Origin of the sequence: Mycobacterium sp. IEC1808 (assembly GCF_002101935.1) — a bacterium.
Taxonomy (GTDB): Bacteria; Actinomycetota; Actinomycetes; order Mycobacteriales; family Mycobacteriaceae; genus Mycobacterium.
The window spans coordinates 67,342-90,971 of record NZ_LQPV01000044.1 but is presented as its reverse complement, the minus strand read 5'-3'; the positions used below and the strand labels follow the sequence as shown (position 1 = coordinate 90,971).

22 protein-coding genes are annotated in these 23,630 nt (G+C 69.5%); 6 read left to right on the top strand and 16 right to left on the bottom strand.

The annotated features are described in order from the left end of the window. Positions 1–47: 47 nt before the first annotated feature. A complete protein-coding gene (mihF, locus tag AWB92_RS22215; RefSeq protein ID WP_036355303.1) occupies positions 48–362 on the bottom strand; it encodes an integration host factor, actinobacterial type in 315 nt (104 codons plus the stop codon). Positions 363–821: 459 nt separating this feature from the next. Here mihF and AWB92_RS22210 point away from each other — a divergent pair, with 459 nt between their 5' ends. Further along, positions 822–1,244, top strand: a complete 423-nt coding sequence (locus tag AWB92_RS22210) for a TOBE domain-containing protein (protein ID WP_085189502.1) — start codon at positions 822–824, stop codon at positions 1,242–1,244. 154 nt (positions 1,245–1,398) lie between these two features. Here AWB92_RS22210 and pyrF read toward each other — a convergent pair whose 3' ends face one another. The 8 genes from pyrF to AWB92_RS30110 form a co-directional block, all read right to left on the bottom strand. Beyond that, positions 1,399–2,226: an orotidine-5'-phosphate decarboxylase gene (pyrF, locus tag AWB92_RS22205; protein WP_085189500.1), complete on the bottom strand. Its 828-nt coding sequence runs from the start codon at positions 2,224–2,226 to the stop codon at positions 1,399–1,401. After that, entirely contained in the window at positions 2,223–5,576 is a 3,354-nt protein-coding gene (carB, locus tag AWB92_RS22200) for a carbamoyl-phosphate synthase large subunit (RefSeq protein WP_085189498.1), read from the bottom strand. The genes pyrF and carB overlap by 4 nt, the downstream gene beginning before the upstream one ends. Next, positions 5,576–6,694 carry a glutamine-hydrolyzing carbamoyl-phosphate synthase small subunit gene (gene carA / locus AWB92_RS22195; RefSeq protein ID WP_085189495.1) on the bottom strand — a complete coding sequence of 373 codons (1,119 nt, stop codon included), beginning with the start codon at positions 6,692–6,694 and terminating at the stop codon, positions 5,576–5,578. Before carA ends, carB begins: the two co-directional genes overlap by 1 nt. Further along, entirely contained in the window at positions 6,687–7,202 is a 516-nt protein-coding gene (locus AWB92_RS22190; protein WP_085189493.1) for a transporter, read from the bottom strand. The genes carA and AWB92_RS22190 overlap by 8 nt, the downstream gene beginning before the upstream one ends. Further along, positions 7,199–8,491, bottom strand: coding sequence for a dihydroorotase (locus tag AWB92_RS22185; protein WP_085189492.1), 1,293 nt, complete (start codon positions 8,489–8,491; stop codon positions 7,199–7,201). Before AWB92_RS22185 ends, AWB92_RS22190 begins: the two co-directional genes overlap by 4 nt. Continuing rightward, on the bottom strand, positions 8,488–9,432 hold the full coding sequence (locus tag AWB92_RS22180; RefSeq protein ID WP_085189490.1) for an aspartate carbamoyltransferase catalytic subunit: 945 nt from the start codon (positions 9,430–9,432) through the stop codon (positions 8,488–8,490). Before AWB92_RS22180 ends, AWB92_RS22185 begins: the two co-directional genes overlap by 4 nt. Beyond that, entirely contained in the window at positions 9,429–9,986 is a 558-nt protein-coding gene (gene pyrR, locus AWB92_RS22175; RefSeq protein WP_085189488.1) for a bifunctional pyr operon transcriptional regulator/uracil phosphoribosyltransferase PyrR, read from the bottom strand. Before pyrR ends, AWB92_RS22180 begins: the two co-directional genes overlap by 4 nt. Positions 9,987–10,121: 135 nt before the next feature. Continuing rightward, positions 10,122–10,409, bottom strand: a complete 288-nt coding sequence (locus tag AWB92_RS30110; RefSeq protein WP_173817467.1) for a hypothetical protein — start codon at positions 10,407–10,409, stop codon at positions 10,122–10,124. Between the two features lie 412 nt (positions 10,410–10,821). Between AWB92_RS30110 and AWB92_RS22165 the strand changes: the two genes are divergently transcribed. From AWB92_RS22165 to AWB92_RS22155, 3 genes are all read left to right on the top strand, one after another. Then, entirely contained in the window at positions 10,822–12,027 is a 1,206-nt protein-coding gene (locus tag AWB92_RS22165; protein WP_085189484.1) for a serine hydrolase domain-containing protein, read from the top strand. Positions 12,028–12,031: 4 nt separating this feature from the next. Then, complete coding sequence (locus tag AWB92_RS22160; RefSeq protein WP_085189482.1) at positions 12,032–12,571, top strand: GNAT family N-acetyltransferase; 540 nt, start codon at positions 12,032–12,034, stop codon at positions 12,569–12,571. 192 nt (positions 12,572–12,763) lie between these two features. Further along, positions 12,764–13,675 carry a trypsin-like peptidase domain-containing protein gene (locus AWB92_RS22155; RefSeq protein ID WP_142282241.1) on the top strand — a complete coding sequence of 304 codons (912 nt, stop codon included), beginning with the start codon at positions 12,764–12,766 and terminating at the stop codon, positions 13,673–13,675. A 7-nt stretch (positions 13,676–13,682) separates the two neighbouring features. Here AWB92_RS22155 and AWB92_RS22150 read toward each other — a convergent pair whose 3' ends face one another. The 7 genes from AWB92_RS22150 to AWB92_RS22120 all read right to left on the bottom strand — a co-directional run bounded on the left by AWB92_RS22150 (position 13,683) and on the right by AWB92_RS22120 (position 21,740). Further along, positions 13,683–16,364: a fumarate reductase/succinate dehydrogenase flavoprotein subunit gene (locus AWB92_RS22150; RefSeq protein WP_173817468.1), complete on the bottom strand. Its 2,682-nt coding sequence runs from the start codon at positions 16,362–16,364 to the stop codon at positions 13,683–13,685. Continuing rightward, on the bottom strand, positions 16,364–17,104 hold the full coding sequence (locus AWB92_RS22145; protein WP_085189476.1) for an ABC transporter ATP-binding protein: 741 nt from the start codon (positions 17,102–17,104) through the stop codon (positions 16,364–16,366). Before AWB92_RS22145 ends, AWB92_RS22150 begins: the two co-directional genes overlap by 1 nt. Then, a complete protein-coding gene (locus tag AWB92_RS22140) occupies positions 17,101–17,955 on the bottom strand; it encodes an ABC transporter permease (protein WP_085189474.1) in 855 nt (284 codons plus the stop codon). The genes AWB92_RS22145 and AWB92_RS22140 overlap by 4 nt, the downstream gene beginning before the upstream one ends. Next, positions 17,952–19,340, bottom strand: coding sequence for an ABC transporter substrate-binding protein (locus AWB92_RS22135; RefSeq protein ID WP_085189472.1), 1,389 nt, complete (start codon positions 19,338–19,340; stop codon positions 17,952–17,954). The genes AWB92_RS22140 and AWB92_RS22135 overlap by 4 nt, the downstream gene beginning before the upstream one ends. Then, positions 19,340–19,567, bottom strand: a complete 228-nt coding sequence (locus tag AWB92_RS22130) for a ferredoxin family protein (protein WP_085189470.1) — start codon at positions 19,565–19,567, stop codon at positions 19,340–19,342. The genes AWB92_RS22135 and AWB92_RS22130 overlap by 1 nt, the downstream gene beginning before the upstream one ends. Then, positions 19,564–20,313: a GntR family transcriptional regulator gene (locus AWB92_RS22125; protein ID WP_085189468.1), complete on the bottom strand. Its 750-nt coding sequence runs from the start codon at positions 20,311–20,313 to the stop codon at positions 19,564–19,566. Before AWB92_RS22125 ends, AWB92_RS22130 begins: the two co-directional genes overlap by 4 nt. A gap of 182 nt (positions 20,314–20,495) precedes the next feature. Further along, positions 20,496–21,740: an MFS transporter gene (locus AWB92_RS22120; RefSeq protein WP_085189466.1), complete on the bottom strand. Its 1,245-nt coding sequence runs from the start codon at positions 21,738–21,740 to the stop codon at positions 20,496–20,498. A gap of 292 nt (positions 21,741–22,032) precedes the next feature. Here AWB92_RS22120 and AWB92_RS22115 point away from each other — a divergent pair, with 292 nt between their 5' ends. Then, entirely contained in the window at positions 22,033–22,896 is an 864-nt protein-coding gene (locus AWB92_RS22115; protein WP_085189464.1) for a hypothetical protein, read from the top strand. Positions 22,897–22,904: 8 nt separating this feature from the next. Beyond that, positions 22,905–23,573 (top strand): response regulator transcription factor, encoded by a 669-nt coding sequence (locus AWB92_RS22110; RefSeq protein ID WP_085189462.1) that lies wholly within the window; start codon positions 22,905–22,907, stop codon positions 23,571–23,573. Positions 23,574–23,630: the final 57 nt, after the last annotated feature.

Genomic DNA, 23,630 nt, shown 5'->3' with positions numbered 1-23,630 from the left:
TCGGTACCCCCAACAGGCCGTTCGGCCTGCATGGTCGCGGTATCGGGTTAGGAGCCGAACTTTTCCAGCAGGGCCTTGCGCTGCCGGTCCCCGAGGCCGCGCAGGCGGCGGGTGGGGGCGATCTCCAGCTCGGTCATGATCTCCTGCGCCTTGACCTTGCCCACCTTCGGCAAGGCCTCGAGCAGCGCAGACACCTTCATCTTGCCGAGGACTTCATCGCTTTCGGCGTCCTTGAGCACCTGGGTGAGGTTGGTGCCACCGCGCTTGAGGCGATCCTTGAGCTCTGCTCGCGCTCGACGTGCGGCGGCCGCCTTCTCCAACGCGGCCGCGCGCTGCTCGTCGGTCAACTGGGGAAGGGCCACGATTCCTCCGTATCTGATCAATCGCTAATCGATCTCGTTTTGTCTCTGCCGGGTACTTCAGCCAGCGGAGATGACCGTACTCAGCCTTCCTGACGAAATCTAACCCGACCCCCTCGTTAATTGTGCAAATGTGCAGCGTGAGCCGCCCGGGCGAGCCCCGAGGGGCCTCGCCGGGGCGGGCCCGACCGCGCCCCGATCCGGTCGCGAGGACGCCCCTACGACCCCCCGAATAGGGCACTCTACCTGCGGTTTTGCGCCATACAGCCGGCCGGGGCCGCGGCGGCCGCGGACGATACCGACGGCGAGGGCCGACGTCCGCGAGCCGGGGTGCCGGGGATCACCAGATTTTTCGTGGCGTGTCGCGCGTGTCGCGGCCCACTGGCCCAGCCGCAGGTCGGCGGCGGCTACGCAGCGATATGCCAGCTAACACCCAGCCAAATATCAGTTACGATCGAAATCGTGCCGAACCTGCGCATCCGTCAGGCGGCTGAACTGCTGGGAGTCAGCGACGACACCGTCCGTCGCTGGATCAACCAGGGCACGTTGTCGGTCACCCACGACTCGGCGGGACGCAAGGTCATCGCCAGCGAGGACTTGGCCGAATTCTCCCGGGCAAACGCGCCCGCCCCGCCTCCCGACCCGCTGAGCATCGGCAGCTCGGCCCGCAACCGGTTCGTCGGCCTGGTCACCAGCGTCCTCAGCGACACTGTGATGACGCAGGTCGAGATGCAGTGCGGTCCCCACACCGTGGTCTCACTGATGAGCACCGCGGCGGCCGAGGAGCTGAAACTGCGCCCCGGCAGCGTCGCGGTGGCCGTCGTCAAGGCCACCGCCGTGATTGTGGAAACCGCCCGGCCCAGCGCGGCCGTGGCGTCGGAGTGAGTGTGCACTGACGGCTTTTGGTGTGCGCTCAGGGCTTTTGGCACTGAGGGCTTTGAGTGTGCACTGAGGGCTTTTGGTGTGCGCACAGGGCGGAAAACCGGCCGGATTCGCGCCCTCAGCTCACACCGAAAGCCAAGGATTCACACCCAAGCGCCTACAGCGCCGCGAGGTACGCGACAGCGTCCAGCATCCGTTCGCCGGCCGCGCGCAGGTCCGAGACGCTGGGGCCGGCCCGCAGCACCTCACGCGCCACCGCGGGCAGCAGCTGGCCCGGTGCGGCCTTGCCCAGGCCGGCGAGCGCCTCGGGCCGTCCCCCCTGCGCCCCGACGCCGGGCACCAGCACGGGTCCGCCCAGCTCGCTTACGTCGGGCGCCTCGAAGACGGTCGCGCCGAGCACCACGCCGACGTATCCGGGCTCGGTCGGGTTGGCGGAACGGTTGACCACCGCCGCCTGGTCGGTGATCAGCTGGGACACCGTGCGGCCGTCGAATTCGGCGCGCTGCACGGTGCCGCCCTCCGGGTTGGACGTCGCCGCGAGCACGAACACCCCCCGGTCGTTGGCGGCGGCGGCCTCCAGCAGCGGCCGCAGCGAACCGAACCCCAGATAGGGCGAGGCGGTCACCGCGTCCGCCGCCAGGGGCGAGTCGCCGGCCCAGGCCGCGGCGTAGGCGGCCATCGTCGTCCCGATGTCGCCCCGTTTGGCGTCGGCGAGCACCAGCACCCCGGCCGAGCGCAGGGCGGCGATGGTGCGTTCCAGCACCGCGTACCCGGCGGCGCCGTAGGCCTCGAAGAACGCCACCTGCGGCTTGACGACCGCGAATCCGGAGAACGCCTCGACGCACACGTCGCAGAACGCGGCCAGGCCATCGGCGGTGGTGGGCAGGTCCCAGGCCCGCAGCAGCTCGGGGTGCGGGTCGATCCCCAGGCACAGCGGCCCGCGGCTGAGCTTCGCCTCGGCCAGCCGGGTGCCGAACCCGGTCACTGGGCGCCACCCGCGGGCGCGATCGCGCTGTGCAGCTCCTGCAGCGAGCGCACGCCGATGTCGCCGCGGATGCCCGCCTCGATGCCCTGCACCGCGGCCGACGCGCCCTGCACCGTGGTGACGCACGGGATGTTGACCGACACCGCGGCCGAACGGATTTCGTAGCCGTCGATGCGCGGGCCCGAGTTGCCGAACGGAGTGTTGATCACCATGTTCACCTCGCCGGCCTTGATCGCGTCGACGGCCGACATCGCGGGGCGCCCGGGCTGCGGCGGCTCGAAGTGCTTGCGGACCTCGTCGCAGGGAATCCCGTTGCGGCGCAACATTTCCGCGGTGCCCTCGGTGGCCAGCACCCGGAAGCCCAAGTCGGCCAGCCGCTTGACCGGGAACACCAGCGACCGCTTGTCCCGATTGGCCACCGACACGAAGATCGTCCCGCCGGCCGGCAGCGACCCGTAGGCGGCGGTCTGGCTCTTGGCGAAGGCGCTGCCGAAGTCGCGGTCGATGCCCATCACCTCGCCCGTCGATTTCATCTCCGGGCCGAGCAGGGAATCGATTGCGGCCCCGTCGACGCGGCGGAAGCGGTGAAACGGCAGCACGGCCTCCTTGACCGCGATCGGGGCCTGCGGCGGCGCGTGCGCACCGTCCCCGTTCGCGGCCAGTAGGCCCTCGTCACGAAGCTGGGAAATGGTGGCGCCCAACATGATCCGGGCGCACGCCTTGGCGAGCGGGATCGCGGTCGCCTTGGAGACGAAGGGCACCGTGCGGCTGGCCCGCGGGTTGGCCTCGAGCACATAGAGCACGTCGTCCTTGAGGGCGTACTGGACGTTGAGCAGCCCGACGACGCCGATGCCGTGGGCGATGGCCTCGGTGGCGCGGCGGACCTTCTCGATGTCGCTGCGGCCCAGCGTGACCGGGGGCAGCGCGCAGGCCGAGTCGCCGGAGTGGATGCCGGCCTCCTCGATGTGTTCCATGATGCCGCCGATGTAGACCTCGGAGCCGTCGCACAGGGCGTCGACGTCGATCTCCACCGCGTCCTCGAGGAAGCGGTCGACGAGCACCGGGTGCTCGGGCGAGAGCGCGGTGGCGCGGGTGATGTAGCCCTCCAGCGTCTCCTCGTCGTAGACGATCTCCATGCCGCGGCCGCCCAGCACGTACGACGGCCGCACCAACACCGGGTAACCGATGTCCTCGGCGATACGGCGGGCCTGCGCGAAAGTCGTTGCCATGCCGTACTTCGGTGCCGGCAACCCGGCGGCGGCCAGCACGTCGCCGAACGCGCCGCGGTCCTCGGCCAGGTCGATGGCCTCCGGCGGCGTACCGACGATCGGGACCCCGGCGTCGAAGAGCCGTTGCGCCAACCCGAGCGGTGTCTGGCCGCCCAGCTGCACGATCACGCCCACCACTCCGGGCCCGCCGGAGGCCGACTGCTGTTCGGCGCGGAACACCTCGAGGACGTCCTCGAAGGTCAGCGGCTCGAAGTACAGCCGGTCGGCGGTGTCGTAGTCGGTGGACACCGTCTCCGGGTTGCAGTTGACCATCACGGTCTCGAAACCGGCCTGGCTCAACGTCGTTGCCGCGTGCACGCAGCTGTAGTCGAATTCGATGCCCTGGCCGATGCGGTTGGGACCCGAGCCCAGGATCAGCACCTTGGGCCGCTCGGTCTGCGGGGCCACCTCCGTCTCGGCGGCGGGGTCCAGCTCGTAGCTGCTGTAGTGGTAGGGCGTCTTGGCCTCGAACTCGGCCGCGCAGGTGTCCACCGTCTTGTAGACCGGGTGGATGCCGAGGCGCTCGCGCAGCGAGCGCACCCCGTTCTCGCCGGCCAATTCCGGCCGCAGCGCAGCGATCTGGCGGTCCGACAGCCCGCTGTGTTTGGCCCGGCGCAGCAGGTCTGCGTCGAGCACCGGGACGTCCACCAGCTCCGCGCGCAGCTTGCCCAGCTCGCCGATCTGGGCCAAAAACCACGGGTCCACGCCGCTGGCCTCGGCGACCTCCTCGATCGAGGCGCCCAGCCGCAACGCCAGTTCGATGTCGTAGAGCCGGCCCTCGGTCGGGGTGCGCAGCCGGTCGAGCACCTCGTGCATATCCCCGTCCGGGTCGGGCTTCGTCCAGAAACCCGCGCGGGTGGTCTCCAGCGAACGCATCACCTTGCCGAGCGCCTCGATGAAGTTGCGGCCCAACGACATCGCCTCGCCGACGGACTTCATGGTGGTGGTCAGGGTGGGGTCGGCGCCGGGGAACTTCTCGAACGCGAACCGCGGCGCCTTGACGACGACGTAGTCGAGCGTCGGTTCGAAGCAGGCCGGCGTCTCCTTGGTGATGTCGTTGAGGATCTCGTCGAGGGTGTAGCCGATGGCCAGCTTGGCGGCGATCTTGGCGATCGGGAAGCCGGTGGCCTTAGAGGCCAGCGCGCTGGACCGCGATACCCGCGGGTTCATCTCGATCACGATCAGCCGGCCGTCGACCGGGTTGATCGCGAACTGGATGTTGCAGCCGCCCGTGTCGACCCCGACCTCGCGCAGGATGGCGATGCCGAGGTCGCGCATGCGCTGGTATTCGCGGTCGGTGAGCGTCATGGCGGGTGCGACGGTGACCGAGTCCCCGGTGTGCACACCCATCGGGTCGAAGTTCTCGATCGAGCAGACCACGACCACGTTGTCGTTGCCGTCGCGCATCAGCTCGAGCTCGAATTCCTTCCAGCCGTATATCGATTCCTCGATCAGCACGTTGGCGCTGGGGCTTTCGGCCAGGCCGGCGCCGGCCATCCGGTCGACCTCCTCGACGGATCGCGCCATGCCCGACCCGAGCCCGCCCATGGTGAAGCTGGGCCGCACCACCACCGGGAGCCCGAGCTCCTCGACCGTCTCGCGCACCTCTTCCATCGTGAAACACACTCGGCTGCGGGCGGATTCACCACCAACCTTGGCGACGATGTCCTTGAACATCTGGCGGTCCTCGCCGCGCTGGATGGCGTCGATGTCCGCCCCGATCAGCTCGACACCGTAGCGCTCGAGCGCCCCGTTCTCGTACAGCGCAACGGCGGTGTTGAGGGCGGTCTGCCCGCCCAGCGTGGCCAGCAGCGCGTCGATCTTGTTGCCCCGCTCGGCCTGCTGGGCGATCACCCGCTCGACGAAGGCCGGGGTGATGGGCTCGACGTAGGTGTGGTCGGCGTACTCGGGGTCGGTCATGATGGTGGCCGGGTTGGAGTTGATCAGGCTGACCTCCAGCCCCTCCGCCCGCAGCACCCGGCAGGCCTGGGTGCCCGAGTAGTCGAACTCGGCGGCCTGGCCGATGACGATCGGGCCCGAGCCGATCACCAGCACGTGGCGCAAGTCGGTGCGACGCGGCACTAGCGTCCCCCTGCCATCAGGTCGACGAATTGGTCGAACAGGTACTCCGCGTCGTGCGGACCGGCGGCGGCCTCGGGGTGGTACTGCACCGAAAACGCCCTGCCGTCAGCGAGTTTGACGCCTTCCACCACCCCGTCGTTGGCGCAGGTGTGGCTGACGACCGCCGGGCCGAACGGCGTGTCGAAGGACTGGCCCGCCTCGCCTTCGAGCGCGAAGCCGTGGTTCTGCGCGGTCACAGCGACCCGTCCGGTGGCGTGGTCGATGACCGGGACGTTGATGCCGCGGTGCCCGAAGACCATCTTGTAGGTGGACAGGCCCAGCGCCCGGCCGAGTATCTGGTTGCCGAAACAGATGCCGAACAACGGGATTCCGGCGTCCAGCACCTCGCGGGTGAGCCCGACCACGTGGTCGGCGGTGGCGGGGTCGCCCGGGCCGTTGGAGAGGAAAACGCCGTTGGGGTTGATGTCGGCGATCTGCTCGAAGGTCGCCGACGCCGGCAGCACGTGGCTGCGGATGCCGCGCCGGGAGAAATTGCGGGGAGTGTTGGTCTTAATCCCCAGGTCGAGGGCGGCCACCGTGAACCGGTGCGGCCCTTCGGGTTCCACGACGTAGGCGCCGTCGGTGCTGACCTCGCCGGCCAGGTCGGCGCCCAGCATCGACTGCTGGCCCCGCACCCGCTCCACCAGCTCGGCCGGTTCGGCGAGCGCGTCGCCGGAAAACACCCCCGCCTTCATCGAGCCGCGGCTGCGCAGGTGGCGCACCACCGCACGGGTGTCGATGCCGGCGATGCCGACGATGCCCTGGCGGGCCAGTTCGTCCTCCAGCGTGCCGGTGGCGCGCCAGTTGGAGGCGCGCGGCGACGGGTCGCGCACCGCGTAGCCGGCGACCCAGATCTTGTCGCCGCGGCTTTCGGCGTCCTCGTCGTTCCAACCGGTGTTGCCGATCTGTGGCGCGGTGGCCACGACGATCTGGCGGTGATAACTGGGGTCGGTCAGCGTTTCTTGGTAGCCGGACATGCCGGTGGAGAACACTGCCTCCCCGAGCGTCTGGCCGACCTTGCCGAACGGCGTTCCGGTGAAGACGCGCCCATCTTCCAGAACCAACACAGCCTTAGTCATGCGCGGCCCCCTCCTCCCGGCCCTCCAGCCAGGCGTCGTACTCGTCGCGGTGGTTCGCGCGAAACGCGGTGTCGATCTCGGTACCCGAAGGCAGGCGCCACCGGATCGCCAGTATCCCGATCCGAGGCGCGACCCTGCCCGCCATTCGGCGCTCCATGCGGATGCCCTCGATCGCCTGTTGTGGAATCCAAATAGGTTGGGCCCTAACCCTTTCCACCATGATCCCCTCGTTGTAGCGGGTCAGCACCGCCTTGCTGCGAAAGCCCAGATCGCCGGCCGCGATCCGCTCGCTCCAGTCGGGCGCCATCATGGAACCGCAGTAGTGGCCGCGGGTGGTGATGGTCGCGGCCCCCACCTGGTCGGGCAGGTCGGGCAGCTCGCCGATCAACTGCTGCTGCCGCTGCGCGCGCCGCTGCCAGGAACGTATTATCAGCTGGATGAGCACCGTTATCACGATCACCAGCACGGCCGCGAAGATCAGCGACCCCACCAGCGTGCCGGAATTCATGCCGGGCTCTTCCCGTCCCGCGCGGTGACCTTTCCGCGCAGCAGGGTCGCGGTCACGGTGGCGGGCAAGGTCATTGACTCATAAGGCGTGTTGGCCGACCGGCTGGCCAGGTCCGACCCGGCGACCGTCCACGTGGCTTCTGGGTCCACGACGGTGAGGTTGGCCGGCTCCCCCACCTCCAGCGGGCGGCCCTGATCGGGCAACCCGACGATGCGCGCCGGGTTCTCGCTCATCACCCGCGCGACGTCGCGCCAGGTCAACAGCCCGGGCGCCACCATCGTCTGCGCCACCACAGACAGCGCGGTCTGCAGCCCCAGCATGCCGGGGCGCGCGGCCGAGAACTCGACACACTTCTCGTGTTCGGCGTGCGGGGCATGGTCGGTGGCCACACAGTCGATTACCCCGTCGGCCAGCGCCTGACGCAGCGCGACCGCGTCGGCCGCCTCGCGCAGCGGCGGGTTGACCCGGTTCACCCCCTCGTAGTTGGCCAGCCTGCTGTCGTCGAGCAGCAAGTGGTGCGGGGTGACCTCGGCGGTGATCGAAATGGCTTGTTCCTTGGCCCATCTCACGATCTCGACGGTGCCCGCGGTGGAGGCGTGGCAGATGTGCACCCGGGCGCCGGCGTCGCGGGCCAGCAGCGCGTCGCGGGCGACGATCGATTCCTCGGCGGCCCGGGGCCACCCGGCGAGTCCCAGGCGCGCGGCCGTCGGGCCCTCGTGGGCGACGGCGCCGACGGTCAGCCTCGGCTCCTCGGCGTGCTGGGCGATCAGCACTCCCAGCCCCGTGGCGTACTCGAGCGCGCGGCGCATGATCAGCGGGTCATGCACGCAGATGCCGTCGTCGGAGAACATTCGCACCTGCGCGGCGCCGGCGGCCATCATGCCCATCTCGGTGAGCTCGGCCCCGGCCAGCCCGACAGTGACCGCGCCGACGGGATGCACGTCGACGAGCCCGACCTGCCGGCCGCGATGCCAGACATGGTCGGTGACCACCGGGCTGTCGGCGACGGGATTAGTGTTGGCCATCGCGAACACCGCCGTGTAACCACCCAAAGCGGCAGCCGCCGAACCGGTTTCGATGTCCTCGGCGTATTCGCGGCCGGGCTCGCGCAGGTGGGTGTGCAGGTCGACGAACCCGGGCAGCAACACCTGGCCCGTCGCGTCGATGACGTCGGCCGTATCCGGGATGCCAAGGCCCGGTCCGATTTCGGCGATCTGCCCGTCATCGACGAGGACGTCGACCCGGTCGCCCTCGCCGTACAGATGCACCCCGCGGATCAGCACGCTCATGCCGCGATGTCCTCCGCCCCGACCAGCAAATGGAACAGCACCGCCATCCGCACGTGCACTCCATTCGAAACCTGTTGCAGCACCGCAGATTGCGACGAGTCCGCCACCGACGACGAGATCTCCATGCCGCGTACCATGGGCCCCGGGTGCAGCACCACCGCGTGGCCCGGCAGCATCGCCTGGCGCCGCTCGGAAAGCCCGTAGCGGACCGAGTATTCGCGCACCGACGGGAAGAAGCCGCCGTTCATCCGCTCGGCCTGCACCCGCAGCATCAGCACCGCGTCGGCGGCGGGCAACTCGGCATCGAAGTCACAGGAGACGGTGGCCGGCCACCCCTCGACCCCGACCGGCAGCAGCGTCGGCGGCGCGACCAGCACCACCTCCGCGCCGAGGGTGGCCAGCAGCATGACGTTGGAGCGGGCGACCCGGCTGTGCAGGATGTCGCCGACGATCACGACGCGCCGGCCCTCGATACCCCCGAGCCGCTGGCGGACGGTCAACGCGTCCAGCAGCGCCTGCGTGGGGTGCTCGTGGGTGCCGTCGCCGGCGTTGATGACCGACGGCCCGTCACCGTTACTGCACGTCCAGTCCGCGAGCAGGTGCGCGGCGCCGGACGCGGGGTGGCGGATGATCAGCGCGTCGGCGCCGGCCGCCCGCAGCGTCAGCGCGGTGTCGCGCAGCGATTCCCCCTTGCCCACCGACGATCCGGCCGCGCTGACGTTGATCACGTCGGCGCTCATCCACTTGCCGGCCACCTCGAAGGAGACCCGGGTGCGGGTCGAGTTCTCGTAGAACATCGTGACGACGGTGCGGCCGCGCAGCGTCGGCAGCTTCTTGATCTCGCGGCCGACCAACGCCTGCGCGAACCGGTCCGCGTCGTCGAGGATGGCGGTGGCGTCGTCGCGGCTCAGGTCGCCGGCAGCCAGCAGGTGGCGCGTCATCGCGAGATCACCACCCCGTCGCGGCCGTCGTGCTCGGTGAGCAGGACGTGCACGCTCTCGGCGCGCGAGGTCGGGACGTTCTTGCCGACGTAGTCGGCGCGCAGTGGCAGTTCGCGGTGGCCGCGGTCGACCAGCACCGCCAGTTGCACCGCCCGCGGACGGCCCACGTCGCGCAGCGCGTCCAGGGCCGACCGCACCGAGCGGCCGGAGTAGAGCACGTCGTCGACGAGGATCACCAGCGCGTCGTCGACGCCGCCGGCCGGGATGGACGTGGCCGCCAGCGGTCGCGGCGGCTTTTGCATGAGGTCGTCGCGGTAGAGGGTGATGTCCAGGGCGCCGTGGGCGACGTCGACCCCGCTGAACTCGCCGATGTTGGTGGCGAGCCGGCTGGCCAGGATCACGCCGCGGGTCGGGATGCCCAGCAGCACCACACGCGGTCCGTCGGGACCATCCAGCGCGGTCTTTTCGATGATCTGATGCGCGATGCGGGAAATGGTGCGACCCACGTCGGCCGCCGACATCAATTCGCGGCCGGTGTCATCCGCGGCGCACATACGAGACTTGACCTCCTTCTCCGCCTCTCTGGACGGATCGTTAAAGGATGTCGACTGCCAGGCAGCGTAGCACTTGCGCCGAGCGCGCCGGCGTGCGGCGTGCGGCGGCGCGTTGGGCGTCAGGCGCCCGGGGGCCTACGGCGGCGGTGGGGGCGGCGGCGGCGCGGGCAAGGTCCGCTGTGGGCGAATGGGCCCGCAGTTCAGGCCGATCTTGCAATTCCAGCTGGCCGACGCTTGGGGTTGGGGCGAGTCGCAGCACTGGTCGTCCGGTGATCCGGGCGTCGGGGCCACGGTCGTCGGGGGGTCCGCGATGGTCTTGGGGACAACGGCGTCGCCGACTTCGCCGACACCGCCGAGCGCCAGGGCCAGCACGGCAGCACCACCGCAAACCGCGGCTATTGTCCTGCCTGCTTTATTTGGCATGAGCCTAAGTCTTGACCTATGCGCGCGAAATGTACAGAGCCGCAAACGCGCCATTTTGCGGCCGTTAACCCCGCATCAAATCCATTCCGGCTGTCGGCCGATGCGCACCGGCTGGTTGCGATGCGCGCAATTTGGAGTTTCAGAGCCGGAGTCGTCTGTTGCCAACCCATTTCGGCGTGAGAAAGCACGGGAAGTATGACCGTCGTTCGCGCCGAATTGGCTCGGCGGTTTTACTTTGGCGACGACGCGGTCTTGGTTCGTGCGCAAGGGCAGGGAACATCACGGCTACAGAGCGACGGCACGGTTCACGATTTCCTCATTGAGCCCGGCGCCGCCGACATCGAACTGCGCGGTGACCGCGTTATATGGCGTCTCGATCACAGTTCAGCACGGCGCCCATTACCCTGAACCGGTGAATCTGGACGTCAATCAGGCCTCCGTCCGCGAGGTGTGCGACGCCGGCGTGCTGGCCGGTGCGGTGACGATGGTGTGGCAGCGCGGAGAACTGCTGCAGGTCAACGAGATCGGATATCGCGACATCGACGCGGGCCTGCCGATGCAGCGGGACACGCTTTTTCGCATCGCGTCGATGACCAAGCCGGTCACGGTCGCGGCGGTGATGAGCCTCGTCGACGAGGGCAAGCTGGCGCTGAAGGATCCGGTCGTGCGCTGGGCGCCGGAACTGGCCGACGTGCGGGTGCTCGACGACCCGCACGGCCCGCTGGAGCGGACGCATCCGATCCGCCGCGCCATCCTGATCGAGGACCTGCTCACCCACACCAGCGGCCTGGCCTACGCGTTCTCGGTGTCCGGGCCGATCTCGAAGGCCTACATGCGGCTGCCGTTCAACCAGGGTCCCGACGCGTGGCTCTCCGAGCTGGCCAAGCTGCCGCTGGTGCATCAGCCCGGCGAGCGCGTCACCTACAGCCACGCCATAGACTTGTTGGGCGTCATCGCGTCCCGCATCGACGGCAAGCCGTTCCATGAGGTGCTTGACGACCGGGTCCTGGGCCCGGCGGGCATGCCCGACACCGGGTTCTTCGTGTCGGCCGAGGCGCGCCGGCGCGCCGCCACCATGTACCGGCTCACCGACGACCACCAGCTGCAGCACGGCGTCATGGGTCCGCCACACATCACCCCGCCCTCGTTTTGCAACGCCGGCGGCGGGTTGTGGTCCACCGCCGACGATTACCTGCGGTTCGTGCGGATGCTGCTCGACGACGGGAGCATCGACGGCGTGCGGGTGCTCTCGCCGGAGTCGGCCCGGCTCATGCGGACCGACCGGCTCACCGACGAACACAAGCGGCACAACTTCCTCGGCGCGCCGTACTGGGTGGGCCGCGGGTTCGGGTTGAATCTGTCGGTGGTGACCGATCCGGCGAAGTCCACGCCGCTGTTCGGGCCCGGCGGACTCGGGACGTTCAGCTGGCCCGGCGCCTACGGCACCTGGTGGCAGGCCGACCCGTCGGCCGACCTGATCCTGCTGTATCTGATTCAAAACCTGCCCGACCTGACCGTGGACGCGGCCACCGCCGTCGCGGGCAACACGTCGCTGGCGAAACTCCGCACCGCGCAACCGAAATTCGTCCGCCGCACCTATCAGGCGCTCGGGCTGTAGCGCGATGGTCGACTACCCGCCCGTCCGCATCACCGGGCCACGGCTCGAGCTGCGCCCGCCGGTTCTCGACGACGCGGGCGCGCTGTTCCAGCGGATCGCCCGCGATCCCGAGGTCACCAAGTATCTGTTGTGGGCGCCGCATCCGGACGTGGCGGCGACGCGGCGGGTCATCACCGAAAAGCTCAACGTCAGCGACGAAGAGCGGACCTGGGCGATCGCGCTGAAACACAGCGGCGAACTCATCGGGCTGACCAGCTGCCGGCGCGCGGTGCCGCACTCGGTCGAGATCGGTTACTGCATGGGACGGCGGTGGTGGGGCAAGGGCTACATGTCCGAGGCGCTCGACCTGTTGCTGACCGCGCTAGAGGCCGATCGCGGGGTGTATCGCGTCTGGGCATCGTGCAGCGTCGAAAACGAGCGCTCGGCACGACTATTGGAGCGCGCGGGTTTCGTCCTGGAGGGCCGGCTCGGCCGCTATGCGGTCTTCCCTACCATGGGCCCCGAGCCGCAGGACAGCCTGCTCTACGCCAAGATCCTGCGGTAGCGCGACGCGACGGCTTTTCCAGTGTGTGTGTCCTGGGCCACCCTGAGCGCACAATCGAAGCCGCCACGCAACTCTCAACGCTGTTCGCGACTCGCCGACGATGTTTCCCCGCATGGTAAACGGGAATTCGGTGTGGGACACGGGTGCGCCGGGGCACACACGCGAGTAGCCACAGGGAGAAGGTGCCCACCCATGACCACCGTCACGCGTAGCGGGCCTTTCCCGCCCTCCCACGGCCGGGGACGGCACGAATTGCCCGGCGGCCGCCACGAACTTCTGCGATCCCGGTTGGGAATCATGCTCGGCGCCGCCGCGCTTGCGCTGCTTTCGGGCGCCGCGGGCGCCCTCGGCGCCGTCGAACTTCGCCCGGCCACCGCAACCGTCCACGGGCCGACGAACCCGCCGGCCACTACCCAGCCCGCCGCGAACATCGAGCAGGCCGCGGCCAGGGCGATACCCAGTGTGGTCAAACTCGAGACGGCGGCCGCCACGCAGTCCGAAGAGGGCTCGGGAGTGGTGCTGAGCGCCGACGGGCTCATCCTCACCAACAATCACGTCGTATCGATGCCGGCCGGCGCCGACCCGGCGGTGGCCACCAGGGCGACCCTCCCCGACGGGCGCGCCGCCCCGTTCACCATCGTCGGCGCCGACCCCGTCGCCGACATCGCGGTCGTTCGCGTGCAAGGGATTTCGGGCCTGCACCCGATAACCATGGGCGCGTCGGGTGGCCTGCATGTGGGCCAAAACGTGGTGGCCATCGGCGCGCCCCTCGGGTTGGACAGCACGGTAACCACCGGGGTGATCAGCGCGCTGCACCGTCCGGTGTCGGGCATCACCGGTCCCGCCGGCAGCAGCGCCGTGTTCGACGCCATCCAGACGGACGCCACGATGAGTCCCGGCAGCTCCGGCGGCGCGTTGGTCGACACTTCCGGTGAAATGATCGGGCTCAATTCGGCCATCGCGACGATGGGAGCGACTTCCCCCGGGGGCCCGGCCGGCTGGGTCGGCGTGGGCTTCGCCATCCCCGTCGACCAGGCCAAGCGCGTCGCGAACCAATTGATCAGCAGCGCCAACGCGACGAACGCGTCGCTGGGCCACCGCTGAACCGCGGCTAGGTGTCCCGCTCCAGCGCCCGCCGCGCGTAGGCGCGCACGTCGGCGTCGCCGTCCTTGAGCGCAATGCCCAGCGCGTCGCGGGCGGGGGGCTCGGCGGCCCAGCGGGTCAGGCTCAGCACCGCCGCCTTGCGCACGTCGAGGTGCGCATCGGTTAGCGCCTCGGACAGCAGGGGCACCGCGACCGCCGCCGCCGCGCCGGCCAGCGCCCGCGCCGCGCCCTCGCGCACCTGCCAGGCCGGCGCCCGCAACGCCTTTTCGACGGCGCCCAGATCCGCCTCGCCGCAGCCCAATTCGCCCAGAGCGGCGAGCGCGGCCGCGCGCACCAGCGGGTCGGGATCGGCGACCAGCACGCTCACCGCTCGCGCGCCGTCCCGCAGCGTCGCCAGGCCCCCGGCCGCCGCGATGCGGACCTCCCGGCTCTCGTCCCCAGTGGCCGCGACGACGCCGGCCACGTCGTCGACCGACACCAGCGCCCGCACCGCCTCGATGCGCACCCGGTGGTCGGGATCGTCTAGAGCGCGGCGGTATTGGCCCGCATCACCGGTCCGGCGCGCGGCGAGCAGGTAGACGGCGGCCGCGCGCACCACCGAATCCCCGGACAGCAGATGCGGTTCGGCGCCGGCCGGGTCGGGCAGCACCTCCACCAGCTCCCGGATCCCCTCGGCGGCGCTGCGGCGCACCGCGGCGTCGGCGTCGTCGAGCGCCGCGAACAGGGCGGGCGCGTACCCGTCGGGGATGTGCTCGGTCAGGGTGGCCACCGCGGTGCGGCGCACCCCGGGGTCGGCGTCGGCCAGATACGGCGCCAGCTCGGCGATCGTGGGCTCCTCCAGGGCAAGGACCTCGGCGATGCGGGGCGACGGCGGCTCGAACGTCGTTGCGGGCGAGGCGATCCGCGAGCCCACGGCGGCCGGGGCCTGGCCGCCGATCAGCGGCGGCTGCTCGACCTCGCGCACGGTCTGGTCCACCGGCGGCAGGCCGTCCAGCTCCGGGACGGGCACGAAGTACGGCGCCACGGGCCGCTTGAGGAATGTCATGTCCCCGTCCGGGCCTTGGCGGAGGTTGAGGTGATAGCCCCATTGGTTGTCGTCGCGGCCGGGCAGGTCGGCGCGGTCGTGGTAGAGGCCCCAGCGCGATTCGGTCCGGGTCAGCGAGGAGCGGGCGGCCATCTCGGCGCAGTCCCGGATGAACGACACCTCCACCGCCCGCATCAGCTCGTGCGGGTTGCGGGCGCCCATCTCGGCGATCTCGTCGCGCATCCGGTCGAAGGTGCGCACCGCGATGGACAGCTTGGCCGCAGTCTTCGGCGGCGCCACATAGTCGTTGACGAACCGGCGCAGCTTGTATTCGACCTGCGGTTGCGGCGGCCCGTCCGGGTGCCGCAGCGGACGGTAGATCAGCTCGTGCGCCTCGCGCAGCTGGTCCTCCGGGAGCGCCCGCGGCGCAGCCACATCGGCCAGCGATGCGGCGGCGTCGGTGCCGGCGAGGTCGCCGAAGACGAACGCCCCGATCATGTAGTTGTGCGGGACGCAGGCCAGGTCGCCCGCGGCGTACAGGCCGGGCACCGTGGTGCGGGCGTGTTCGTCGACCCACACCCCGGACGCGGAATGGCCGCTGCACAGGCCGATCTCGGAGATGTGCATCTCCACGTCGTGGGTGCGGTAGTCGTGGCCGCGGTTGGCGTGGAAGGTGCCGCGGGTTGGGCGTTCGGTGGTGTGCAGGATGTTTTCCAGCGCCGTCAGCGTCTCGTCGGGCAGGTGCGACACCTTGAGGTAGATGGGGCCGCGGGCCGAGTCGATCTCGCTTTTGACCTCGGCCATCATCTGCCCCGACCAGTAGTCGGAGTCCACGAACCGCTCGCCGTGCGCGTTGACCTGGTAGCCGCCGAACGGGTTGGCCACGTAGGCGCAGGCCGGCCCGTTGTAATCCTTGATCAGCGGATTGACCTGGAAACACTCGATTCCCGACAGCTCCGCGCCCGCGTGGTAGGCCATCGCGTACCCGTCGCCCGCATTCGTCGGGTTCTCGTAGGTGCCGTACAGGTATCCCGACGCGGGCAGGCCCAGCCGCCCGCACGCGCCGGTGGCCAGGATCACCGCCTTGGCGCCGACGGCGACGAATTCGCCGGTGCGCGTGTGCAATGCGGCGGCGCCCACCGCGCGACCACCGGACGTCAGCACCCGCACCGGCATCAGCCGGTTCTCGATGCGGATCCTCTCCCGCATCGAGCGTTGCCGCAGCACCCGGTACAGCGCCTTCTTGACGTCCTTGCCCTCGGGCATGGGCAGCACGTAGGAGCCCGAGCGGTGCACCCGGCGCACCGCGTATTCGCCGTGCTCGTCCTTCTCGAACTTCACGCCGTAGCGCTCCAGCCGCTGCACCATCGCGAAGCCGCGGGAGGCGGTCTGATAAACGGTGCGCTGGTTGACGATTCCGTCGTTGGCGCGGGTGATCTCCGCGACGTAGTCCTCGGGTTCGGCCTTGCCGGGGATGACGGCGTTGTTCACCCCGTCCATGCCCATCGCCAGCGCGCCGGAGTGCCGGACGTGGGCCTTCTCCAGCAGCAGCACCTGCGCGCCGTGTTCTGCGGCGGACAGCGCCGCCATGGTGCCGGCGGTGCCACCGCCGATGACCAGCACGTCGCAGTCTAGGCGGAGCGGGGCCAGGTCGGGGATCTGCATCACGCCGCCACCGAATGATCCAGCGCGGCAATGATTTCCGCGCGCAGCGGGGCGCGCGGCTGGTCGGCGCGCGGTTCCGGCACGTCAAGCACCGCGCGCACCGGTTCGCCGGCCCGGCCCAGCACGACGATCCGGTCCCCCAGCGTCAGCGCCTCGTCGACGTCGTGGGTGACGAACACGATCGTCGTCGGATGGGTGCGCCAGGTGTCGATGAGCAGCCGCTGCATGGCGGCGCGGGTCTGGGTGTCCAGCGCCCCGAACGGCTCGTCCATCATCACCGCGCGCGGCGCCCCGGCCAGGCCGCGGGCCAGCTGGACGCGCTGGCGCATCCCGCCGGACAGGCTCTTGGGCAGGTAGTCGCCGAAGCCGGTGAGCCCGAGCTCGTCGATCCAGCGCTCGGCCGCCGCGCGCCGAGTAGCGCGGGGCTCGCCGCGCAGCCGCAGCGCCAGCTCGATGTTGGACCGCACGGTGCGCCACGGCAGCAGCGCGTTGTCCTGGAAGACCATGCCGCGGTCGCCCGAGGTGGTGGTCACGGGCACGCCGTCGGCCAGCACCCGGCCGTCGTCGGGCGCCAGCAGCCCGGCGAGCGCCCGCAGCACCGTCGACTTGCCGCAGCCCGACGGCCCGGTAAGCACCAGGATCTCCCCCGGGCGCACCGCCAGGCTCAACCCGGCAATGACCGGGGAACCGGTGTAGGACAACGTGACTCGATCCAGCTCGAGACGAATTCCCGCGGTCACTTGGCACCCTCCTGCGCCCGCGGCAGCCACCGCGTCACCCGGCGGCCCACCAGTTCGACGGCGGCGGCCGTCGCGAAGCCGAGCACGCCGATGGTGATGATGCCGACGAACACCTTCGGGTAGGCCAGCACCGTGTAGTCCTGCCAGGTGCGGTAGCCGACCCCGAGCCGGCCGGAGATCATCTCCGCGGAGATCACGCAGATCCACGCCACCCCCATGCCCACCGACAGCCCGCCGAACACGCCGGGCAGGATGCCTGGCAGCACCACCTGGCTCAGCACCGCCCACCGGCCGCCGCCCAGCGTGCGCACCGAGTCCTCCCACAGCGTGGGCAGCGCCCGTACGGCGTGCCGGGTGCTGACCATGATCGGGAAGTAGGCCGCGAGGAAGGTGATGAACACGATCCCCGCCTCGTCGGTCGGGAACAGCAGGATCGCCACCGGCACCAGCGCGATCGCCGGAATGGGCCGCGCCAGCTCCGTCAGCGGGCCGAAGACGTCGGCGAAAAGCCTTGAGCGGCCCAGCAGCACCCCAGTCGCCACCCCCACCACGGCGGCCAGCCCGAACCCGGTGAGGATGCGCAGCAGCGACTGCGCCAGGTCGAGCCAGTACTCGTAGGCGCCCAGCCGGCGGTGCAGCGCGGTCACGATCTGGGTGACCGTCGGCAGGGTGTCGAACCGCAGCAACAACCGCACCTTGCCCGCGGTGAGCAGCTGCCACAGCCCGACGGCGGCGGCCACCGACGCCACCCGCACCAGCCACGACCGCCACGGCCGGGCCAACGGGCGCGGGGTGGGGATGGCGGGCAGCGGGACGGCCCCGACGAACCGTTCGCTCAATTCGGCGGTCATACCGAACCTCCCAGTGCTTGTTGGTAATTCACGGCGACGCTGCCCGGATGGGCAGCGGTGTAGCGACGGGCCCCCGCGACGGTGCCGAAGGGCAGGTAGGTCTGGCCGTCCCGAACCCACTCCGCCTTGTCGGCGAACCAGCGCGTGCCCAGCTCCGCGTCGGGAACGTAGGCCGCGCGGACCTTGGCGCCGCGGGCGGCGGCATCCCTGATCGCCTGGAGCAGGCCGGTGGGGTTGGCGACGGTCTGGGTCGTCTCGGAGCCGTCCAGCCACAGCTCGCTCGCCAGCGCGGGGTCGCCGGTGAGCAGCGACGGGTTGGCGGTGCGGCCCCGCGCCGCGTCGTAGTCGAGCCCGCGGGCGGCGAACACGGCGCGCAGCGGCTCGTCGACGACGAACTTTCCGACGTCGAGGTCGGCGAAGTCACCGATCGACTTCAGGTACGGCACATCGCTTTTCAGCGTGTCGACGAGCGACGGTTTCAGCGTGGCGTCGAACGAGGTGCCGCCGGGTCCGTTGTAGAGGTACACCACCTCCTGCGGCAGCCCGCTGCCCTGGGCGACGATGCGCGCGGCCTCCAGCGGCTTGGAGTTGAGGAAGTCGGTCGAGTCCAGCTGCGCCTGTAGGAACGCCCCCAGCACCTCCGGGTGCGCCGACGCGTACGAGCGCCGCACCACCACGCCGTGCAGGGTGGGCAGGTTCAGCTCGGCGCCGTCGTAGAGCAGCTTGGCCTTGCCCTGGTAGACCAGCAGCCCCGGCCACGCCACGAACTGCGAAAGCGCCTGCACCTGGCCGGATTCCAGCGCCGACGCGCCAATCTGCGGCTGCTGGTTGAGCACCTCCACACCGCCGACGCCGGCCTTGGCCAGGGCCCGGACCAAAGTGCCGTGGCCCGCCGAGCCCACGCTGGCGGACACCTTGGTCCCGGTGAGGTCGGCCAGGGCGGTGGCCGGCGAATCCGGCGCCACCAAAACCATGTTCAGCGCCCCCCGCGGGTTGTAGCCGGTGACGGACACCATCTCCGTGCGGGCCAGCGGGTTGCTCTGCGTCTTCGAACCGTTGATCAGCATCGGGTAATCGCCCATCGAGCCGATGTCGATCTTCTCGGCGAGCATCTGCGCGGTAATCGGGGCGCCGGTGTCGTAGTCCTGCCAGCGCACCGCGTACTTCGTCCCGGTCCGGGCGGTGATGTCGGCGAGCCGGTGCTCCAGGTAGCCCTGCGCGCGCATCAGCGTGCCCGCGGTGACGGTGTTGATGGTCTTGGACTGGTATCCCACCACCACGTTGACCACACCGGAGGACTGCGACAGCGATTCCAGCGAGCAGCCGGACAGTAGGCCGACGATGACGACGGCAACCGAGATCAGCCGTGCGGCTTGGCTTTTCATCAGCGGAGCAGATACGGCATGTTGACGGTGACGGCGCCGGTCGGGCAGCGGGCCGCGCAGGGGCCGCAGTACCAGCATTCGTCGACGTGCATGTAGGCCTTGCCGGTGGCAGGGTCGATGGCCAGCGCGTCGAGCGGGCAGACCTCCACGCACAGCGTGCAGCCGTCGATGCACAGCGACTCGTCGATCGTGACCGGCACGTCGGCGCGGTTGTTGACCAGCGTCATGGGTTGCTCCTAATCAGGCTGCCGCGCATGGTGATTCGATCCCCGCGCATCCGGATGTATTCCAGGTCGACGGGCCTGCCGTCGTCGAGGCTGGTGAGCCGCTCCAGCATGAGCAGCGCCGCCCCGTCGGGCACCTGCAGCGTGGCCGCCGAGTGCGCGTCGGCGGAGATGGCCTCCAGCGCCAGCGACGCCGAACCCAGCCGCTGCCCGCTCACCTCCTCGATGAGCGCAAAGATGTCGTTGGTCTCCAACGGATAGTCCAGGATCCGGGTTCCGATGTCGGGGGCCAGATAGGTCAGGTCGAGGCTGAGCGGCAGGTCGCCGAGGTAGCGCAACCGCTCGACGAACACCGCCTGATCGCCCGGGTCCAGGCCCAGCCGGCGCGCCACCGACGGCGGGGCGGTCACCGGCATCGCGGCGCGCACCTCGTTGCGCACCTCGCCGACGTGTTTCAACGTTTCCTTGAGCCCCAGCAGCGCGTCGAGCCCGTGCTCATACTTGCGCTGGGCGACGTGCGTCCCGACCTTGGGCCCGCGGTCGATCAGCCCCTCGTTCTTCAGGACCGTGAGCGCCTCGCGAACGGTGTTGCGGGACACCGCGAATTCGGCCGCCAGCTGGTTCTCGGCCGGCAGCGCGTCCGGGTAGGCGCCGGCGTGGATCTGCTGGCGCAACACGTCGGCGACCCGCCGGGCCCGGTCGGATCGGGAACCCTCGAAGGGCCCGCGAATCGGCACTGGTTGCGTCACGCCGTCACGCTAACGCGGTCCGACGGGGCGTCCGGGGCGGCGAAACGGGGGCAGCCGGGGCGGCTCCCGGCATTGCGCCGGGCGCGATTCGGCGGCGACCAGCCAAAAACCCCACCCGCCGCCCTATTGCGCCACCTGGGGAAAGGCGATGTCTTTGCGATCCCGGTGAGTTAAAAACGCCGCTACGGTCGCGAGGCGCCGACCATTTCTCGGCTGCTTTCCGGCGGTGGCCCCTCTTCGATTTCGTCGGTGGGCACCAGGGGCACCGCCGCCAGCGGAAACAGCCCGCACAGCGCCCACGCCGCCGGGTATTCGGCCGCCATGATCAGCACGCCGAACACCGGCGGCCCGGCCGCGGCCATCAGCCGCTGCGTGGTGTTCTGCAGGCCCAGCGCGCGTCCGCTCCAGAACGGCCCGGCGAACTCCGTGATCGCGGTGGCCTCCAACCCGTTGTCGAGGACGGCGAGCACCGAGACGGCGAGCATCAGCAACACGTCGTATCCCGAACCCGTGCCGTCGGTGAGGGCGAGCACGAACAGGGCCACGGCGGCGGCGATGGCGATGGTGCGGACCGGGCGCATTCGCGAGCCGACGCGATCGGACCAGCGGCCCACCGCGATTCGGCCCGCGGCGCCCAGCACCTGGGAGAGAGTGACCAGGGCGCCGGCGGCCGCCACCGACCAGCCGTGGCGACCCATCAGCCACACGAGCGTGAACGTCACGGTCACCGTCTGCGGGATCATCAGCAGCCCCGCCACCGCGTGGATGCGCCACAACACGGACGAGCCGCGATACGGGCTGGCCAGTTCCTCCGCGGCCGCCGCCTTGCGGGATTTCCTTGGCGGATCGGCGATTCCGATCGCGCTGGCCACCGCCGCCAGGGTGCACATCACCGCGAGGAACATCAGTCCCCGGTGCGGCCCGCTCTCGGCCAGCTCGGGAATGATCAACGCCCCCAAGGCGATTCCCAACGGCTGCGCGGTTTGGCGGATACCCATCGCCAGGCCGCGTTGCCGCGGCGGGAACCAGGCGGACACCAGCCGGCCGCCGGCGGTGTTGCAGCTCGCCGCGGCCATCCCGCCCATGAACAAGAAGACACCGATCATCAGCGCCGAGTGGGCCGACGCGGCGGCGTAGGCCGCGGCCGCGGTGAGCACCGAGCCCGCCGTCAGCACGGCGCGCTCGCCGACCCGGTCCAGCACGTAGCCCCAGAAGACCAGCGTGACCACCATGCCCCAACTGGGCATCGACGACAGCAGGACGGCCACGGTCAGCGACATGCCGCGGCGCACCTCGAACGAGGGAATCAGGAACGCCACCCCGTTGATGAAAAGGAACGACGTCGCCGTTACCCCCAACGAGACGGCCATGATTGACCACCGCGCACCCGCCGCGTGCAGCGATGCGATGCTCGTTTCCCCCGACATGCAGCAATGTTGCCACAGCGCTCGGTGGGCACCGGGCCTGCGGCTGTCCAAACTTATTGAAAACTAAGGTGATTCATAACTATTATCTACCGTCGACGCCAGTACGCCGCTCTCGTGTGACTATGAAATCTGTTGCGCCCATTATGTTTCGCAGAACGATGAAAGTACGGAACCGCCCATCGGGCACGACAAAACTCATAGGCTACGCATAGCCATTTCGATCGATCTCAGCGATTTCTCAGCGTGGGTGCCATAGACATATACGACAACCACACCGGAAGATCACAACGTGATGAATGACGCGACAAAACAAGCATTGACGAAAGTACCCGCGGTTACCCTGGGCTTTTGGGTGATCAAGGTCTTCGCGACGACGCTGGGCGAGACGGGTGGCGACGCCCTCACGATGACCGTCTTCCACGCTGATACGCACAAGAATTGGGGGTATCTGATTGGCACCGCGCTCTTCGGCGTCACGCTGATAGCGCTGGTCGTCGCGCAGATCCTCGCCAAGCGTTTCCACGCGAGCTTGTACTGGGCGACCATCGTGGCATCGACGACGTTCGGCACCGCGATGGCCGATTTCGCCGACCGATCGCTGGGGATCGGCTATACGGGCGGATCGCTGCTGCTGTTGTGTCTCCTTTTGGCCACCTTGGGGCTTTGGCGCTGGTCTGAGGGAACGGTATCGGTGAGCACCGTGTCCACACCGAAGGTCGAGGCGTTCTACTGGGCCACCATCACCTTCTCGCAGACGCTGGGCACCGCGCTGGGCGATTGGCTCGCCGACACTCGCGGGTTCGGTTACGAACGCGGCGCGCTGGTATTTGCGGCGGGCCTTGCCGTGGTCGCGGCCCTGTACTACTGGACCGATGTGTCGCGGGTCGCACTGTTCTGGGTCGCATTCATCCTGACGCGGCCGCTGGGAGCAACTTTGGGCGACCTCCTCGACAAGCCGGTCGATGACGGCGGCCTGGCGTTGAGCCGCCCGTTGGCCTCGGCGGTCATCGCGGTCATCATCGTGGCCTTGATCATCGTCCTGCCGCAACGCCCGGGAGTACACCCCGGTCACGTTGACGAGAAAGCGGCAGAAGCCAGATCACCCGGCACCGACGCGAAGCGCCCGGCCGGGGACAGCGGCGACCCGCACTCATAGCATTCGATATGCGAGTCCTGCTTGTCGAGGACGAGCCACGACTGTCGGCGACGCTGTCGATGGGGCTACGGGCTGAGGGCTTCGTCGTGGTGGTCGTCGGCAACGGCGTTGAGGGACTACATGAGGCCACTACGAGCAGCTTCGACGTCGTGGTGCTCGACATCATGCTTCCGGGCCGCAGCGGATATGAGGTGTTGCGTCAAATGCGGGCCCAGAATGTCTGGACGCCGGTGCTCATGCTGACCGCCAAGGACGGCGAGTACGACGAGACCGATGCGTTCGATTTAGGGGCGGATGACTATCTCACGAAACCGTTTTCGTTTCGGGTGCTCCTCGCGCGCCTACGCGCGCTGGTGCGTCGCGGCGCCCCCGAGCGACCCGTGGTGTTGAATGCGGGTTCGCTGTCATTGGACCCAGCCCGCCACACAGTCGAGCGCGATTCGACCCCGATCGCGCTTACGCCCCGCGAGTACGGGGTGCTGGAGTTCCTCATGCGCAACAAGGGCATGGTGGTGACTAAGGCAGAGATCTTGCGCAACGTGTGGGACGCGCACCACGAGGGTCCCGACAACGTCGTCGAGGTCTACGTGGGATACGTGCGCCGCAAGATCGATGTTCCGTTCGGTACCAACACCATTGAGACGCTCCGGGGCGTCGGCTATCGGTTATTGGGCTGAGGCCGGGCCGCGTCGCCTCAAGGCTTCTCAGCGCCGTCTCAGCGAAGGCCTTGTACG

Bases quoted from the DNA above. Each gene is read 5' to 3' on its own strand.
- carA (WP_085189495.1), bottom strand. From the start codon at position 6,694: ATGACTAAGGCTGTGTTGGTTCTGGAAGATGGGCGCGTCTTCACCGGA.
- AWB92_RS22190 (WP_085189493.1), bottom strand. From the start codon at position 7,202: ATGAATTCCGGCACGCTGGTGGGGTCGCTGATCTTCGCGGCCGTGCTG.
- AWB92_RS22185 (WP_085189492.1), bottom strand. From the start codon at position 8,491: ATGAGCGTGCTGATCCGCGGGGTGCATCTGTACGGCGAGGGCGACCGG.
- AWB92_RS22180 (WP_085189490.1), bottom strand. From the start codon at position 9,432: ATGACGCGCCACCTGCTGGCTGCCGGCGACCTGAGCCGCGACGACGCC.
- pyrR (WP_085189488.1), bottom strand. From the start codon at position 9,986: ATGTGCGCCGCGGATGACACCGGCCGCGAATTGATGTCGGCGGCCGAC.
- AWB92_RS30110 (WP_173817467.1), bottom strand. From the start codon at position 10,409: ATGCCAAATAAAGCAGGCAGGACAATAGCCGCGGTTTGCGGTGGTGCT.
- AWB92_RS22160 (WP_085189482.1), top strand. From the start codon at position 12,032: ATGGTCGACTACCCGCCCGTCCGCATCACCGGGCCACGGCTCGAGCTG.
- AWB92_RS22155 (WP_142282241.1), top strand. From the start codon at position 12,764: ATGACCACCGTCACGCGTAGCGGGCCTTTCCCGCCCTCCCACGGCCGG.
- AWB92_RS22150 (WP_173817468.1), bottom strand. From the start codon at position 16,364: ATGCAGATCCCCGACCTGGCCCCGCTCCGCCTAGACTGCGACGTGCTG.
- AWB92_RS22140 (WP_085189474.1), bottom strand. From the start codon at position 17,955: ATGACCGCCGAATTGAGCGAACGGTTCGTCGGGGCCGTCCCGCTGCCC.
- AWB92_RS22135 (WP_085189472.1), bottom strand. From the start codon at position 19,340: ATGAAAAGCCAAGCCGCACGGCTGATCTCGGTTGCCGTCGTCATCGTC.
- AWB92_RS22130 (WP_085189470.1), bottom strand. From the start codon at position 19,567: ATGACGCTGGTCAACAACCGCGCCGACGTGCCGGTCACGATCGACGAG.
- AWB92_RS22120 (WP_085189466.1), bottom strand. From the start codon at position 21,740: ATGTCGGGGGAAACGAGCATCGCATCGCTGCACGCGGCGGGTGCGCGG.
- AWB92_RS22115 (WP_085189464.1), top strand. From the start codon at position 22,033: ATGAATGACGCGACAAAACAAGCATTGACGAAAGTACCCGCGGTTACC.
- AWB92_RS22110 (WP_085189462.1), top strand. From the start codon at position 22,905: ATGCGAGTCCTGCTTGTCGAGGACGAGCCACGACTGTCGGCGACGCTG.